Annotated in this window: 10 protein-coding genes; 4 read left to right on the forward strand and 6 right to left on the reverse strand. The window is 55.1% G+C overall.

The features are described from left to right. Positions 1–62: 62 nt before the first annotated feature. Genes prsR through xrtA form a run of 3 tightly spaced genes read left to right on the forward strand, consistent with a single transcriptional unit; the run spans position 63 to position 5,713 of the window. Complete coding sequence (gene prsR / locus ABJM11_RS21300) at positions 63–1,436, forward strand: PEP-CTERM-box response regulator transcription factor (RefSeq protein ID WP_348295365.1); 1,374 nt, start codon at positions 63–65, stop codon at positions 1,434–1,436. Between the two features lie 51 nt (positions 1,437–1,487). Next, positions 1,488–4,187 (forward strand): tetratricopeptide repeat protein, encoded by a 2,700-nt coding sequence (locus ABJM11_RS21305; protein WP_348295366.1) that lies wholly within the window; start codon positions 1,488–1,490, stop codon positions 4,185–4,187. A gap of 20 nt (positions 4,188–4,207) precedes the next feature. Further along, positions 4,208–5,713 (forward strand): exosortase A, encoded by a 1,506-nt coding sequence (gene xrtA / locus ABJM11_RS21310; protein WP_348295367.1) that lies wholly within the window; start codon positions 4,208–4,210, stop codon positions 5,711–5,713. Between the two features lie 94 nt (positions 5,714–5,807). Here the strand turns inward: xrtA and ABJM11_RS21315 are convergent, their stop codons facing one another. Then, a complete protein-coding gene (locus ABJM11_RS21315) occupies positions 5,808–6,470 on the reverse strand; it encodes a THxN family PEP-CTERM protein (protein WP_348295368.1) in 663 nt (220 codons plus the stop codon). Positions 6,471–6,727: 257 nt separating this feature from the next. Here ABJM11_RS21315 and ABJM11_RS21320 point away from each other — a divergent pair, with 257 nt between their 5' ends. Next, the gene (locus ABJM11_RS21320; RefSeq protein WP_348295369.1) at positions 6,728–8,062 is read left to right on the forward strand and encodes a glycosyltransferase; all 1,335 of its coding nucleotides are present in this window, start codon (positions 6,728–6,730) and stop codon (positions 8,060–8,062) included. Here the strand turns inward: ABJM11_RS21320 and ABJM11_RS21325 are convergent. The 5 genes from ABJM11_RS21325 to ABJM11_RS21345 all read right to left on the reverse strand — a co-directional run bounded on the left by ABJM11_RS21325 (position 8,047) and on the right by ABJM11_RS21345 (position 13,588). After that, positions 8,047–8,928 carry a polysaccharide pyruvyl transferase family protein gene (locus ABJM11_RS21325; protein WP_348295370.1) on the reverse strand — a complete coding sequence of 294 codons (882 nt, stop codon included), beginning with the start codon at positions 8,926–8,928 and terminating at the stop codon, positions 8,047–8,049. The genes ABJM11_RS21320 and ABJM11_RS21325 overlap by 16 nt on opposite strands. 66 nt (positions 8,929–8,994) lie before the next feature. Continuing rightward, on the reverse strand, positions 8,995–10,533 hold the full coding sequence (locus ABJM11_RS21330; protein ID WP_348295371.1) for a hypothetical protein: 1,539 nt from the start codon (positions 10,531–10,533) through the stop codon (positions 8,995–8,997). A 103-nt stretch (positions 10,534–10,636) separates the two neighbouring features. Continuing rightward, entirely contained in the window at positions 10,637–11,278 is a 642-nt protein-coding gene (locus ABJM11_RS21335; protein WP_348295372.1) for a PEP-CTERM sorting domain-containing protein, read from the reverse strand. A gap of 127 nt (positions 11,279–11,405) precedes the next feature. After that, on the reverse strand, positions 11,406–12,569 hold the full coding sequence (locus ABJM11_RS21340) for a DegT/DnrJ/EryC1/StrS family aminotransferase (protein ID WP_348295373.1): 1,164 nt from the start codon (positions 12,567–12,569) through the stop codon (positions 11,406–11,408). A gap of 5 nt (positions 12,570–12,574) precedes the next feature. After that, the gene (locus ABJM11_RS21345; protein WP_348295374.1) at positions 12,575–13,588 is read right to left on the reverse strand and encodes a glycosyltransferase; all 1,014 of its coding nucleotides are present in this window, start codon (positions 13,586–13,588) and stop codon (positions 12,575–12,577) included. Positions 13,589–13,599 lie beyond the last annotated feature (11 nt).

Genomic DNA, 13,599 nt, shown 5'->3' on the forward strand with positions numbered 1-13,599 from the left:
ATCATGGGGTGGGAGGATTCACCGCGAAGCCATCACAATACAGAAAGGGATTTGTAGCCGTTGTGAGTAGACGACTTTTAATAGTAGAGGACGACCCAGGCCTGCAAAGCCAGATGCGCTGGTGTTTCAGTGAAGACCTGGAGGTGGCCGTTGCGGCAGACCGGGAGTCTGCCCTGGCAGCCCTGCGCAGAACCGAACCCGACGTCATCACCCTGGATCTGGGCCTACCCCCCGATCCCGGCGGAGCATCAGAAGGCTTCCTGTTACTGGAGGAAGTCCTGCGACTCGCACCCATGACCAAGATCATCGTGGTGACCGGTCGGGAAGACAAAGAGAACGCCGTCAAGGCCATCGGCATGGGCGCCAGCGACTTCTACCAGAAACCCCTGGATGCCGATATCCTCACCTTTGTCGTCAACCGGGCCTTCAGGCTGGCGGAACTTGAACGTGACAACCGTGAACTGGCCCGCCAGCGCAACGGCACCAGCATCAAGGGCATTGTAGCCGCCAGCCCGCAAATGCTGTCCATTTGCCGCACACTGGAAAAAGTCGCACCCACGGATGTGACAACCCTGATTACCGGCGAAACAGGTACCGGCAAGGAACTGCTGGCACGTGCCCTCCACGACCTCGGCCATCGCGCAGAGAAACCGTTTGCGGCGATCAACTGTGCGGCCATCCCGGAAAATCTTCTGGAAAGCGAACTGTTCGGCTTTGAGAAAGGCTCTTTCACCGGTGCCACCCAGAGCAAGAAAGGCAAGATCGAAAACGCCAACGGCGGTACGCTTTTCCTGGACGAGATCGGTGATATGCCCATGCCCCTGCAAGCCAAGCTGTTGAGGTTTCTGCAGGAAAGAATGGTCGACCGGGTGGGCTCTGTAAAACCGGTACCCGTGGATGTGCGGGTGGTGTGCGCTACCCACCGGGACGTTCAGGAGCTCATTACCCAGGGTACCTTCCGCGAGGACCTTTATTACCGCATCAGCGAAATCACACTTGATGTGCCCGCCCTGCGCGACCGTGAGGGAGATGCGCTGGTCATCGCGCAGTCATTGCTGCAATCCCTTGGCAAAGAGATGGAGCGCCCCAACCTCGCCTTCACCGAGGATGCCATCAAGGCCATCAAGAGCTACGCGTGGCCCGGTAATGTGCGGGAAATGATCAACAAGGTGAAACGGGCTACCATCATGGCGGACGGCAAACGGGTTACCGCCGCCGATCTGCAGCTGAGTTGCGACCAGCAAGGCCCCGAAAGCCAGCTGAACCTGCGACAGGTGCGCGAAAATGCGGAGCGAGCAGCCATCATCCAGGCGCTTCAGTCCTGCAGCTTCAACATGGCGCAGGCCTCACGCCTGCTGGGCATCACCCGGCCAACGCTTTACAACCTGACCGACAAGTACCGGATAGAAACATCCTCTGAATCGTCGAGTGCCTGAATAACAGGCAGGGAATCCATAAGAATACCCAGAAAGGAAAGGAACAGGGACATGAAACCAGTATTAGCAGTACGTGCCACCCTTCTTTCAGTTGCCATCTCGCTGACCCTTGCAGGTTGCGGCGGCGAGAGCAACGAAATGAGCCAGGAAGACATCCAGTACCTGAGCCACCTGGACCAGTCGCGTTTTTTCCAGCGCCAGGGCGAGCTCAAGGCCAGCACGCTGGAGGCGCGTAGTGCGATTGACCTGCAGCCGGAGAAAATCGAACCCTATTTTCTGATTATCGACAATCTGTTGAAGGCCGGCGATGCTGTCAATGCTGAGCGGCAACTTGACTGGCTCATGGAACAGATCCCGGAGGCGGAGCTGAGTTCGGAGGTGAAAAACCGGGCCAACCTCATGTACGCCGAAGCAAACCTGATGAAAAGCGAGCATGAACAGGCCCTGGCCGCGCTCGACAAAATCAACTCTCCTGACCGGCCGGTAGAGACCGAAGCGACTCTGCTGAGAGGCAAGATATACCTGGCATCAAATCGGCTGGATGAAGCCAGTGCCGCATTCGAGGAAGCCAGAACAATCGACTCGGGTGAGGTTGGATCGGTAATCGGGCTTTCCAGAACTGCGTTCGCGCGAGGCGACATGGAAAAAGCCCGTGAGCTTGTGGCAGAGGCCGAAGAGATTGATGGTGAGGATACTGAACTGTGGCTATGGAAAGCCCAGATGGCTCATGCCGGGGAAGAATGGCAGAAAGCAGAAGACAGCTACATCCGAGCGCTTGAAGATATTGGCCAATACGATGTTATGACCCAGCGAAAATACGCCACTATTTCTGCCCTTATCCGCGTATTAAGAGCCCAGGGAAAACAGTCTGAGGCGTTTGTCTACGAAGAAATACTGGCCAAGTCGGCGCCTGGCACCATTAAAAGTAATCTGATGGCGGCCCAGGAAGCGATGCAGGAAGGCGACCTCACCAACGCCGCGCGTTACCTCGAGGAAGTGCGCGCGCAAGCGCCCGGGCATGAGCAATCTGCCCTGATGCTGGGGCTGGTGCGTTTCCGGCAGGGCCGCGTTGAGGAAGCCGAGAAGCTATTGGCGCCGGTTGCTGAAATGGGCGAGTCAGAGGTTGCAGGCAAACTGTTGGCAGCCACCCGGCTACAAATGCGCAACCCTGAGGGGGCGCAGGACATACTCGATAAACTCGAAGGCAAAGAGTCCGACCCGGAAACGCTGGCCCTGGTGGCAATAGCATCACTTGCAAGCGGGGATACCGAATCCGGTGAGGCGCTCATGGAAAAATCACTGGAGCTCAACCCCGACAATCACCAGTTACGGTTGCGGTATGCAAACTATCTGAGCCTGGGTGGAGAACACGCACGCGCAATAGAACTTGCAAGGCAGGTGGTCAACAAGGCGCCTGAGCTGGAACAGGCCCGCAGCATTCTGATTCAGGCCCAGGCGCGCTCCGGTGATGTTGCCGCGGCGATTACAACGGCGTCTGAATGGATCAAGGATGCGCCCGACAGTATCGCCGCCCTGGTGACTCGTGGAAACCTGGCGGCCAGCCAGAACAACGTTGGAGAAGCGCGCGAATACTTTACACAAGCGCGCAACAAGGACGCCACTGACCCCGGACCCGTTCTCGCACTGGGCAGATTGGCGCTGACCCAGGACAACAAGGCCGAGGCAGAAAAGCAGTTCCGCCACGCCGTAGAACTCGCCCCGGACAATCGCCAGGCCCTTCAGGGGCTGACCTCTGTTCTTGGGCAGGATGAAACAGAGCGTTTCATGAGACAGGTGCTGGAACAGAACCCCGACGCGACCGGACCACGCCTCGTGCTGCTGGAACTGGCGTTGCGTCAGAATAACAGTCAGGAAGCGGATGACCTGACGGCCACGTTGCTGGAGCGAGAGGAGGAAAATACGCCATCACGAGCAGCGCCTCTGGTCGCAGCTATATACAACAACATCGCGGCGAGCCTGAGAGAATCGGGAGAGACCGACCGCGCCTCGGCCGTTCTCAATCGAGCCAGGGCCCTCTTCCCTGACAATGAAGAGATTTCCCTGCAGGCTGCCCAACAAGCCTTCAGAGCAGAAAAAGAAGAGGAAGCCCGGAGCATTCTCCAGGAAGCCAAACAACAGCACCCGGATTCACCAAGGCCTTACCTGATGGAGGCGCGGTATTTTGAAAGCCTGGGACAATACCAGCAGGCAGCCGAATTCTATCAACTGGCAATGGACAAACAGCCCAGTGAAGGCATTATCAACGCCTACGCGGCAGTCCTGCAGGGCGCGAAGCGGCAAGACGATGCTCTTTCGCTTCTTGAGTCCGGCATTGAGACCTACCCCGATAGCCTTCAGCTGCGTCTGAGGCTCGCCCTGCTCCAGCAGACGGAGGGCCAGAAGGACCAGGCCAAAGCCAATTACGAGAAGATACTGGATTCAATGCCCGAGAATACCGTTGTCCTGAATAACCTGGCCTGGCTATATCACGAAACTGGTGATGAGCGGGCTGTGCCCATGGCCAGGAAAGCCTACGACCTTGCCCCGGAGAGCGCGGCTATCGTGGACACTTACGGCTGGATCATGCTGAAAGCCGGCAAACCCGAGGAAAGCCTTCCCATCCTAAAAAAGGCCCACGAGCTCCAACCTGACTCAGAGGAAATCGCACTGCACCTTGCAGAGGCGTACCGTGCTGTTGGCAGGAATGATGATGCACAACGAATTCTGGAAAAATTTGGTGACCAGGGCTAATAATGGATCGGAGTTTTTCAATGCGGTATCTCTGGCTAGCATCCATTCCGTTGCTGACGGTTGGGCTCTGGGCTGAATGGCAGTCGTTTTTCGACCTGTGGTACAACTCGATTATCTACCACCATGGGTTTCTGGTACTGGGTGGCGTCTTCTTTGTTCTCTACAAGAGAAAGGAGTCGCTCGCGGCCCTGAGAGTAACCGGCTCGCCCCTGGGGCTGTTTTTTCTGGCTGGCGCTGTCGTCGGGCTGATCCTCTCCCAGGCGGCAGACATCAGAGTGTTCCGACTGATGCTTGCGTTATTGATCATCCTCTTCTGGGGATGGTCAATATGGGGAAAGGGATTCCTGTCCATCGCAGGCGGCCCAATTCTACTGCTGATTTTTGCAGTGCCCATATGGGACGACTTCTCGCCCCTGCTCCAGCACATCACCGTTTTTTTTAACACCATCCTGCTGCAGGCATTTGATATCCCTGCCACCATCCATGAGTTCTACATTGTCCTGGATGTCGGGACCTTCCTTGTTGAAAACGGCTGTAGTGGTGTGCGGTACCTGATGGTGGCGCTTTTCCTCGCGACCTTCTACGGCCAGCTTTATTACCGCTCGAAGACTCGCATCCTTCTTCTGGTGGTTATTGCCGGCCTGCTGTCCATGGTGGCGAACTGGATAAGAGTCTTCAGCATCATTGCTGCAGGGCACTACACCAACATGGAAACCTCCCTGATCGAAGACCACGAACTCCTGGGATGGGTTATCTTCGTCATCGTTACACTGGTGCCGCTTTTCTTTATCTCCACCTGGCTCGAGCAACCTTCCTCCTCACCCACCGGGGACGGAACGGGCCAGCCCCAGCCAGAAACTGAACAGGCGGACACAAAATCGCGTGCCATCAAGTGGCCTCTGATAGCTTCACTACTTCTCCTAGTGCCACCGCTGATACCGGCTGCCCTGGATGCCAGAACCGAGCATATGGCCAGCTCATGGGAGCCGGACCTGCCTGAGCCTGATGCCGGCTGGAGTGGCCCGCTAAGACACGCAGATTTCTGGCAACCGGACTATTCAAAGCCAGACATTGATCTGAGCGGAATGTATGTGTCAGATGATCTGGAACGAGTGCAAATGCAAATCACAGGGTATCGCCGACAGGCGCAGGACAGGGAGCTGCTCGGGTATCGAAACCAGCTGTTTGACCGAAAGGAATGGAAGCTTGTCTCCAGGACAACACGGACTCGTAACGGCAGCAATACTGCCAGCCCGGATACCGTCAGTGAAACGGTCATCCAGAAAAATGCCGGTGGCGCTTACGTCATTTTATGGTCGTGGTATCAGATAGGCGGGCAGCTCACCACTTCGAATATCGAGGTAAAAATCCAGGGCGCACTAAACAAGCTCCAGGGCGATGCCCGTGGCGCCCTGTGGGCACTCGCCGGACGGTGTGAAAGCGCGTCGAGTGAAGGCGAGACAACGCCGGACTGTGCCGGGCAGAGAGCCACCTTCGAAAGATTCCTGAACGGCGCGCAACGCTGATAAATCATCCGGCTCACAAAAAAACCGGCGCTCATTCGAGCGCCGGTTTTTTGTTCAAGACCACTACAATCTTCGTAGGCAGCCTTTGTTGGTCTCAGGCCTTGCGACGACGCGAAAGTCCCAGACCGGCAAGCCCCAGACCGAGCAGCGCAAGAGTGCCGGGCTCAGGAACCTTGGTAAACACACCTCTAAGCTTGGCTACGTTGTCGCCCTGTTCAGAGGTGAACAAGTCACTCGTGGTAGGGCTGCCATCCTGACTGAACCCTCTCAGGTCAAGTGCATACAGGGTGCCGTCAATCTCGAAAGCCTCTGATGAAACGAGGCTGGCGAAGGACACAATGTCGTCGCAGCAGCCGTTGCCAGAGTTCGGGGTTTCTTCATGCAGGAATGTAAACGACAGAGGCGCTGCATATGGATTTCCATCAACAGAAATATCCATCGAAAGGCTCAGCAGAACACTGCTAACACCTGTACCCCGATCAATCTGGTAGTTGAAATGGGTGAAAGTACCCAGGTCAAACTCTTGGTTAGTATCCACCTCAAAGGCTGCGGGTGCAGATCCATCAAAGCGGTAGCCGCTTTGCTGCGTCTGGACACCACCCCAACGTACCTCCTGGCCATCATAGTTGACGTTAATACCTCCAACAGCATCTGACCACACGCCAGATACGCTATCAACGGAAATTACGGGCATTGCAAAGGCAGGTGCAACTAATGAAGCAGCGAACACTCCTCCCAACATCGACATCTTATTCATGGTAGATCCTTCTTCATTATGGTTACTGCGAAATACACCTCCGCCTATAAGCCATATCCATGCCATTAAATTATAATCGTTAATTTACATAGTGTTATAAGCCTGAAAACTCGCGAATCTTTCTAATGTGTAAAATTTACTGACAGGCACTGTAAAGCCAGCGAAACACTATGCTGATATCCAGTTGCGGTATAGACTCGACTCCGGATAATTCGCGAAACACCCAAATACGTGACAAACGAAAAGGACTTTGGAACATGCGTATTACTTTTGTGGCACTGATACCGGATGCCGGGCACGTTATTCCCCTGCTCCGCATTGCTTCGACACTGAGGTCTAAAAATATCGAGTGCCGCTTCATTCTTCCGGAAGAAGGGAAAAGCCTGCTAGCAACCCATGGGTTCGAGTACGAGCTGCTTCCCCCTGTTCTACCGGCCAATGCCGACTCTCTTCTTAACAAGATATCCCCCACAAGCCCGCTATACAGAAAGCTTTATTTCAGCCGGTATTTTGAGTCCCATTATTTCCAGCCGATTCAATATAAAGGCCTATCCGCCCTACCACTGGTCAAGGACATAATTCAGCAACGCAAACCAGACCTGATCATTACCGACGAACACCTGTTAGGGGCTGCCGTCCATGACCTGGGTGTCCAGTCAGGCATCCCGGTTCTGATGCATCGGGCAGCCGGGTCCAACCAGCAGTGCCAGAATCCTCAGCCATACGCTGACCAGCCGTCACTTCTGTCCAGCAAAATCATCCCCGTATTGGCAAAAATTATTGGAAAGCTCTCAGACGTGGTCCAATCAAAGCTGAACCACAAGCTATACCGCTCCATCAAGGAAATGAAGATTGAGGTAAACCGGAACTGGGGTGAAATCATCGAAAGAAGCAAACAGTCAGGCAAGCCCAAGCAGATCTTCACCACTGGCATGGCAACCACCGAACGGCGTCACCTCAGCTCCAGAATTAAGATATGCGGCGATGCTCAGGCATTTGGCCCGCTTCCGCCCCTGGTGGCCGGAGAAGTAGCCACGGAAGACCGGGCCTGGCTCGAAATCCAGCCGGACAAACCGGTCATTCTGGTCAGCCTTGGATCCATGGTGACCATAACCAACAAGCTCTCCCATTGCCTGATCCACGGAGCCAAAGAAAACCATTGCAGAATTCTCTGGGTGTCGCGCACGGACCCCGTACCAGCAGATTTCAAGGATGACCCGGATATACGATGGATCTCCTGGGGCCCACAACCGACGCTACTGGCAGACCCGTGCATACGTGGGTTTGTTTCCCATGCGGGGTCCGGAGCCGTGCAGGAAGCATTCTGGTTCGCAAAACCCATGCTGTGTATACCCCAGATCTGGGACCAACCCTACAATGCCTGGGTTGTGGAAAGCCTGGGGGCCGGGAAAGTTATCAATAAAAATCGATTTACTGGTGAGCAGGTATCCCGATACCTCGGCGATATCCTCAACGACAACTCGATAAAGCAGGCTATGGACCGTCACTCCCGGGAGGTCCGGGAGCTGGACAGTGCCAGACAGGTCGCTGAGTATATCCTGGCAGCAACCCCGGCCTACAACCGGGAATAGGTCCTGTTGATGTCGTTCACGACTTCCAGTAGGGCCTGTTTTTTCAGATCAATAATCTGTGGCGGGCTAAGCAGCGGCTCCTGAGTCGCGATGACCCGTCTCAGGTTACGTTTCAGGACCTGTCCCTTACCGCGTTTATACAACCGCTGAACGATGGTGGTCGGCTGCCGCCCTTCCCTGCTATCCCAGCATCGTGGCGACAAAGAGTGAACCATTCCGTTGTCCAGGCCCATAGCGTCCATCCAGTCACGCCATTTAAACTCATGGAACTCATGTAAGCCCACAGGAATCCAGGGAACCCGCATCGTGTCCGCAAGAATGGCTCCATGCATGGCTTCTGTGACAACGAAAGGGGCGCTTGCCACAGTGCTGATAAACTCTTCGGCATTGCAACTCGGGGTCAGGTAATCCATATCGAGTTTATCGGCAATGGCCGCCAGCAGTCGCCCCGTTGAAAGGTGGGAATTGACGTGGGGTATGAACACGGCTCTTGAAGACTTTTTCGTGGGCTTACCATAGAGCTCCGAAAGCAAGATGGCGCCATCGGCTATGGCCCTGTCCAGCCCAACACCAAGTGCCCTGGCCGAGCCCGGCCCCCTAACACAGGCAACATCCCAGGTCTCATCAAGCCTGGTTTCGAGCTTCCCATACCCCACGCCAGAACTGAAAATCACCTTTCTGGCGTAGTGATTATGAGTTTTTATGTTTTTGTCGTTCAGAATCGTGCCGATTCCGAACAGTGCAATATCCTCGGATGAGAGAATATCCTTGCTGATAAACCGGCTCATCAGAGCCGGATTTATGTCGTCACCGAAATTACCAACACCCGTTCTTTCCATGAATTTATCAAAGTAAACCAAGGCCACGTACGTCGCTCCTTAACGCTTTTAACCGGGAATCTGCGGCCTCGCTCGAGCAGGGAGAAGACCACACTATTCAATTATCGTAACTTGAGGTTCCGTATAATCACTCGCAAGCCCATCCGTGTCCACAGCTCGTATCTGAAATTCCCATGCACCGGTCGGGAGGTCACTGACGACATAGGACCGGGTCTTGTCAGACTCTATTCTGACCGGCTCTACAGCTTTCGTCACTGGCTCCAGTTTTATGGCATCCGCAATAACGTAGCCATCAGCATCATTCGCCAATAACACGGTTACCTGGCTGGAACCGGGGGTAACCGACCCCAGATCCTGCCATGAGCCACCACCGGAGGTCTGGTTGACAGTGAACTGGCTTTCAACAAGATTACCGTCCACCATTTCATACTGAACGGCATAAGTCGCGTTGGTTGCGCGATTCCTGTACGACGTCCAGTTGGCTGACACCCGGTACTCAGTACCGGGAGTGAGGTCGTTCACCGACCAGCTTGCAAAGTTATCGCCCGTCCCTGCGGGCATAACCACATAGTTCTGCCCCACATAGCCTTCCGTTACGGCCGAAGTGCCCGCATCAGGCCCGTAAACCACAAAGTCCGCCGATTCATTATCCGAGACGATTCCGGTGTTACTCTCATCCACAGCCTGGGCGTATTTCAGCTCGTAATAATCGATTTCTTCCGGGGCAAGTTCGCTGCCGTCAGTCCGCGCCAAAGGCGCGTCCCAGGTCAGCAAAACCGTATCCCCCGCCAATACACTCGTGGTATCCGTAGGGTCTGTTCCCGCCAGATATTCCTGGTAGTTCGTATACCCATCTCCGTCGGCATCCAGGTCGCCATCCGATACTGTCGGATCAAGACCCTCGTCATTTTCGTAACCGTCAGGCACGCCGTCACCATCAGTGTCGGCACTGAATGGGTCCGTCATTCCCAAAGATTCCTGCAGATTGGTCAATCCGTCGCCGTCCGGGTCCTGCTCAGCATCCAGGGCGTTGGTCGGGTCAAGACCTTGCTCAAGCTCCCAGGCGTCAGGCATGCCGTCATTATCCCCATCCACCGAGGGTGTTCCGGCAGCCTCTTTAAAAAGAATCGCATCGGCTATGACATAGCCATCTGCATCATCGGAAACAACAACGCGGCTGGTAAGCGATGACATCCGGAAGGTCCCGAGCTTGAACCACTCGCCACCAAAGTCTCTCTGGTCAACCTCGACGGTCGTGGTGGTCAGAAAGTCCTGATCATCAAGGTGGTGCACAACGTATTTGACGTTCGAGCCGCGGTTGCCATGCGCCGTCCACCTGGCATACACATCAAGCCGCTTTACGATGTTCAGGTTCCAGGTAGCTGTCTTTTCGCCGGTACCCGCTTCACCCGCAAAGTAGTTCTCACCGATGTAACCGCTCGAGACCGAAGACTCCTTCCACTGTCCATCGGTGTAAAAACCAGGGTTGGTATTATCGATAATATACTCGGCTTCAATGCCCGCCGCTGGCGCTGGTAGCTCGTCCACATCAGGCTTTGGCTTGAAGCTGCTACAGCCAGTTACCACGCTTCCTGAAGTCACCGCCAAAACCAGTAATTTCATCCTTTTCATCATCATCCCTCCCTCGTTGTGCAGAACAACTACAGGAAGGATGGCACAGATTCCGGCTTACACAGGCGGGGCGATAGTACGTTTAGCAATATAATCGTCGTCTTTATCGCAGATGGCACTTGTGTCGCTTAATGAGCAAAAAGGCAAGCCCAAGCACTGAAAGCACCAGGGTGCCAGGCTCGGGCACCTTCATAATGCGGGTAATTCTGCCGAAAAGGTCGTGCTCTGAACTCTGCGAGCTACCATCCATCTGGTTGAAGAACCAGAACTGAAAGCCCCCTGAGTGAAACTGATCCAGATTGATCTCGCCGGTGTCGCGGACTAACCGATTTTCCTCGGGTATTGGCACTGTGCCCGTTTGTTCCATACCCAACAACGTGAGGTAGATATCGTTGGGGTGCACCGTCGATCCGCTCCCTTCAGGGGGAGCAAGCGGAGAGAGACTGCCGGTTGTGTACAGGCGCTCCGGCGACCAGTCACCCCAATGGTAAAAACCGTTGGTCTCTTGCTCGAAGATAGTCCAACCGCCGATAACACCCTGAAAAGAAATGCTGTGCTCTCCGGAATCCTGCTTCCCGATATCCAGCCGGATAAGGAACTCATCCCCAATGTCCACATCAGCCAGCGAATCTGCCGCAGCAGCATCCCCTGTAACCGTTCCATACAGATCATAGGAATAAAAAGGCTTCGCGCTTACGTCACACGTCAAGGCAAGCAAAAGACTACAGAAGATTATACGTTTCATACTGCACATCCTATCCTTAGATAATTGAGGCCGGATGACCGGCAAAACCTCTTCCTGAAGTCAATACAGCGGCAGAAAAGACTAAAACAGCGGGAAGGACCGACTGGCCATGAACGACCAACTCGGGTCATTTTTTAGTTTGGCTGGTGATCTTGTCAAGCGTTGCTGCAATTATTGCCAGGTCCCTGTCGGTGACATCTTCATGACTTGGCAGGGTGAGCAATCTGCCAGCAAAGGATTCCGCATTGGGATAATCACTGGCCGCCCTGCCAAGGTAGCCTGGCACACCCTCTATGGCCGGCAATACCTGCCCGTAAAAGGCATTGGCACCGACACCCTTGTCGGTCAACGCCTCAATAGCTTTGTCCCTGCTTTCCTGGTCCGGCGCCAGCAATCCATATCGTAATGTCACCTGGCCTGCCCGGCTGCCGTCCGCAACTTCATTGGCCATAAACGGCTTCCAGCCGCGAGCCTCAAGGAAGTCCAGTTGCGTGACATAGTTCACCGCAATTCCGGGCCAGTGTTCGGCACTACGAATCCCCGCTTCAAGGAGCGCATCCGGAAGCGCTTCACGGCTTAGGCTGGCCAGAGGTTTGTACACCGTAGCGCCCAACCCGAGAAACGGAACCCGCCTCAGCAGGCCATAGCCGAACCGTCCCAGAAGAAAGTTGAAAATATATCGCCGGGCTTTCCACTTCCAGTCAATGTTCAACGGCTTTTCGGGCAGCGTGAACAATATTTCAGCGGCCCCTGCACGATGGTCGCTACGAACCAGTAAAGCTCCACCGCCCATCAGATTGATAGGCTTACCACGACCAAAACTCAGCACCACACAATCCGCAATCGGCTCGCGGGCACATTCTGGAGGAAAACACTGGGCGGAATCTTCAACAAGCCAGACGTCCCTTTCGCGGCACAGGCTCGCGAGCACAGTCAATTGCTCGGGCACCCCCAGAAAGCCCACGGCAATCACAGCAACGGTGGCACCGGAAAAGGCATTGGGCAATTCTTCCGGATCCATGAAAGGGCGGTCAGGCAGTGTATCGACCAGTACCGGTTTTGCACCCTGCGCCACCACGGCCGCAACAAGATCCGGGCACCCATAGGCAGGCAGAATGACTTCCGGCACCGAGTTGTTCAGGCCGGAGCTGCGGATCGCCAACAACACTGCGGCAGACAGAGCCTCTGTACCCGAACCCATGCGCCACGTGTCGTAACTATCCTCCCAGGGCAGGTGCAGGGCTGCACCTGAAGCAGGCGCCGGCACACGGCTTCCGACCGGTCTCAACATACTTATCACCGCTTGGAAGGTGTCCAGACCGTCATTCGCCGGCCTTTGAGAAAATCGATGGTGGCACGGGCGATGGCCAGGTTCACCTGAACAAAGAAATAGGGAATCTTGAACACAGTACGCTCCCGAAGCCCGGGCTTAACGTGCCCGACGATGACAACCCCGTAGAACAGCAGCTGGGCCAACAGTGCGAGGGAATAAATAGCTCCTTTGCCGGCCAGCAATACAGAAGTCACAAACAACAAGATCTGGAACCAGGGCACCGCCCACCGCATCAGCTTGTGGCCGAACACCTGAAAGGAAAACCAGCCGAACCGGAACGGGTTCAGTACTTCAGGATGACGGCTCAGCGCTGTCAGGCCCCGGATAATCGTGCGTATTTTGCGTTGATACTCTTTGGAGGCATCCGCTACATCGTGATAATAGCCAAGCACATCGGACGCAGTGACCGCCACAAGCCCTTTCCGGGCGCTGTTCAGGGCCGTATTGAAATCACTCGGGGAGTAGATATCCCAGTCTTCATCGCAGACTTCGCGCCGGGCGGCAAAGAAAGAGCCACTCAGCCCCACAAGGCCAGCCCGGTCGGATTCAACGCCTCGCAACCACATTTCATAGCGAACATAGGCACCTTCACCGGCCACGGTGCCATCACGGCTGACAAACCGGTCCTCACTGGATACAGCGCCAACGGCGGGGTCATCAAAATACCTGGCCATTCTCTCAATCGCATCTTCCGGAATGGATGTTGCCACATCCGAGAAAATCAGGATCTCCCCTGTAGACGCCTTAATTGCCTGTAACTGCGCGTGCTCCTTTCCTTTGCGTTCTTCTGCCCTGGCGAGCCGGACCCCCTGATCGGCATACTCCCTGACGATCTGGTCTGTTCCGTCGCCAGAGGCATCCGAAGCGATAATCAACTCCAGATCCGGATACGTCAGTTGGAGGCAGTTCTCGATTTTCTCCCGGATACGGCCTTCTTCGTTATGGGCAGTAACAATCAGGGAAACACGCAGAGGCACGGTCGATGCTG

Source organism: Marinobacter sp. (assembly GCF_039977835.1).
In the GTDB taxonomy this organism is placed as follows: Bacteria; Pseudomonadota; Gammaproteobacteria; order Pseudomonadales; family Oleiphilaceae; genus Marinobacter.

What these genes read in the sequence shown, in the direction of transcription:
- ABJM11_RS21305 (WP_348295366.1), top strand. Translation starts at nt 1,488, where the DNA reads ATGAAACCAGTATTAGCAGTACGTGCCACCCTTCTTTCAGTTGCCATC.
- xrtA (WP_348295367.1), top strand. Translation starts at nt 4,208, where the DNA reads ATGCGGTATCTCTGGCTAGCATCCATTCCGTTGCTGACGGTTGGGCTC.
- ABJM11_RS21315 (WP_348295368.1), bottom strand. Translation starts at nt 6,470, where the DNA reads ATGAATAAGATGTCGATGTTGGGAGGAGTGTTCGCTGCTTCATTAGTT.
- ABJM11_RS21320 (WP_348295369.1), top strand. Translation starts at nt 6,728, where the DNA reads ATGCGTATTACTTTTGTGGCACTGATACCGGATGCCGGGCACGTTATT.
- ABJM11_RS21330 (WP_348295371.1), bottom strand. Translation starts at nt 10,533, where the DNA reads ATGAAAAGGATGAAATTACTGGTTTTGGCGGTGACTTCAGGAAGCGTG.
- ABJM11_RS21335 (WP_348295372.1), bottom strand. Translation starts at nt 11,278, where the DNA reads ATGAAACGTATAATCTTCTGTAGTCTTTTGCTTGCCTTGACGTGTGAC.
- ABJM11_RS21340 (WP_348295373.1), bottom strand. Translation starts at nt 12,569, where the DNA reads ATGTTGAGACCGGTCGGAAGCCGTGTGCCGGCGCCTGCTTCAGGTGCA.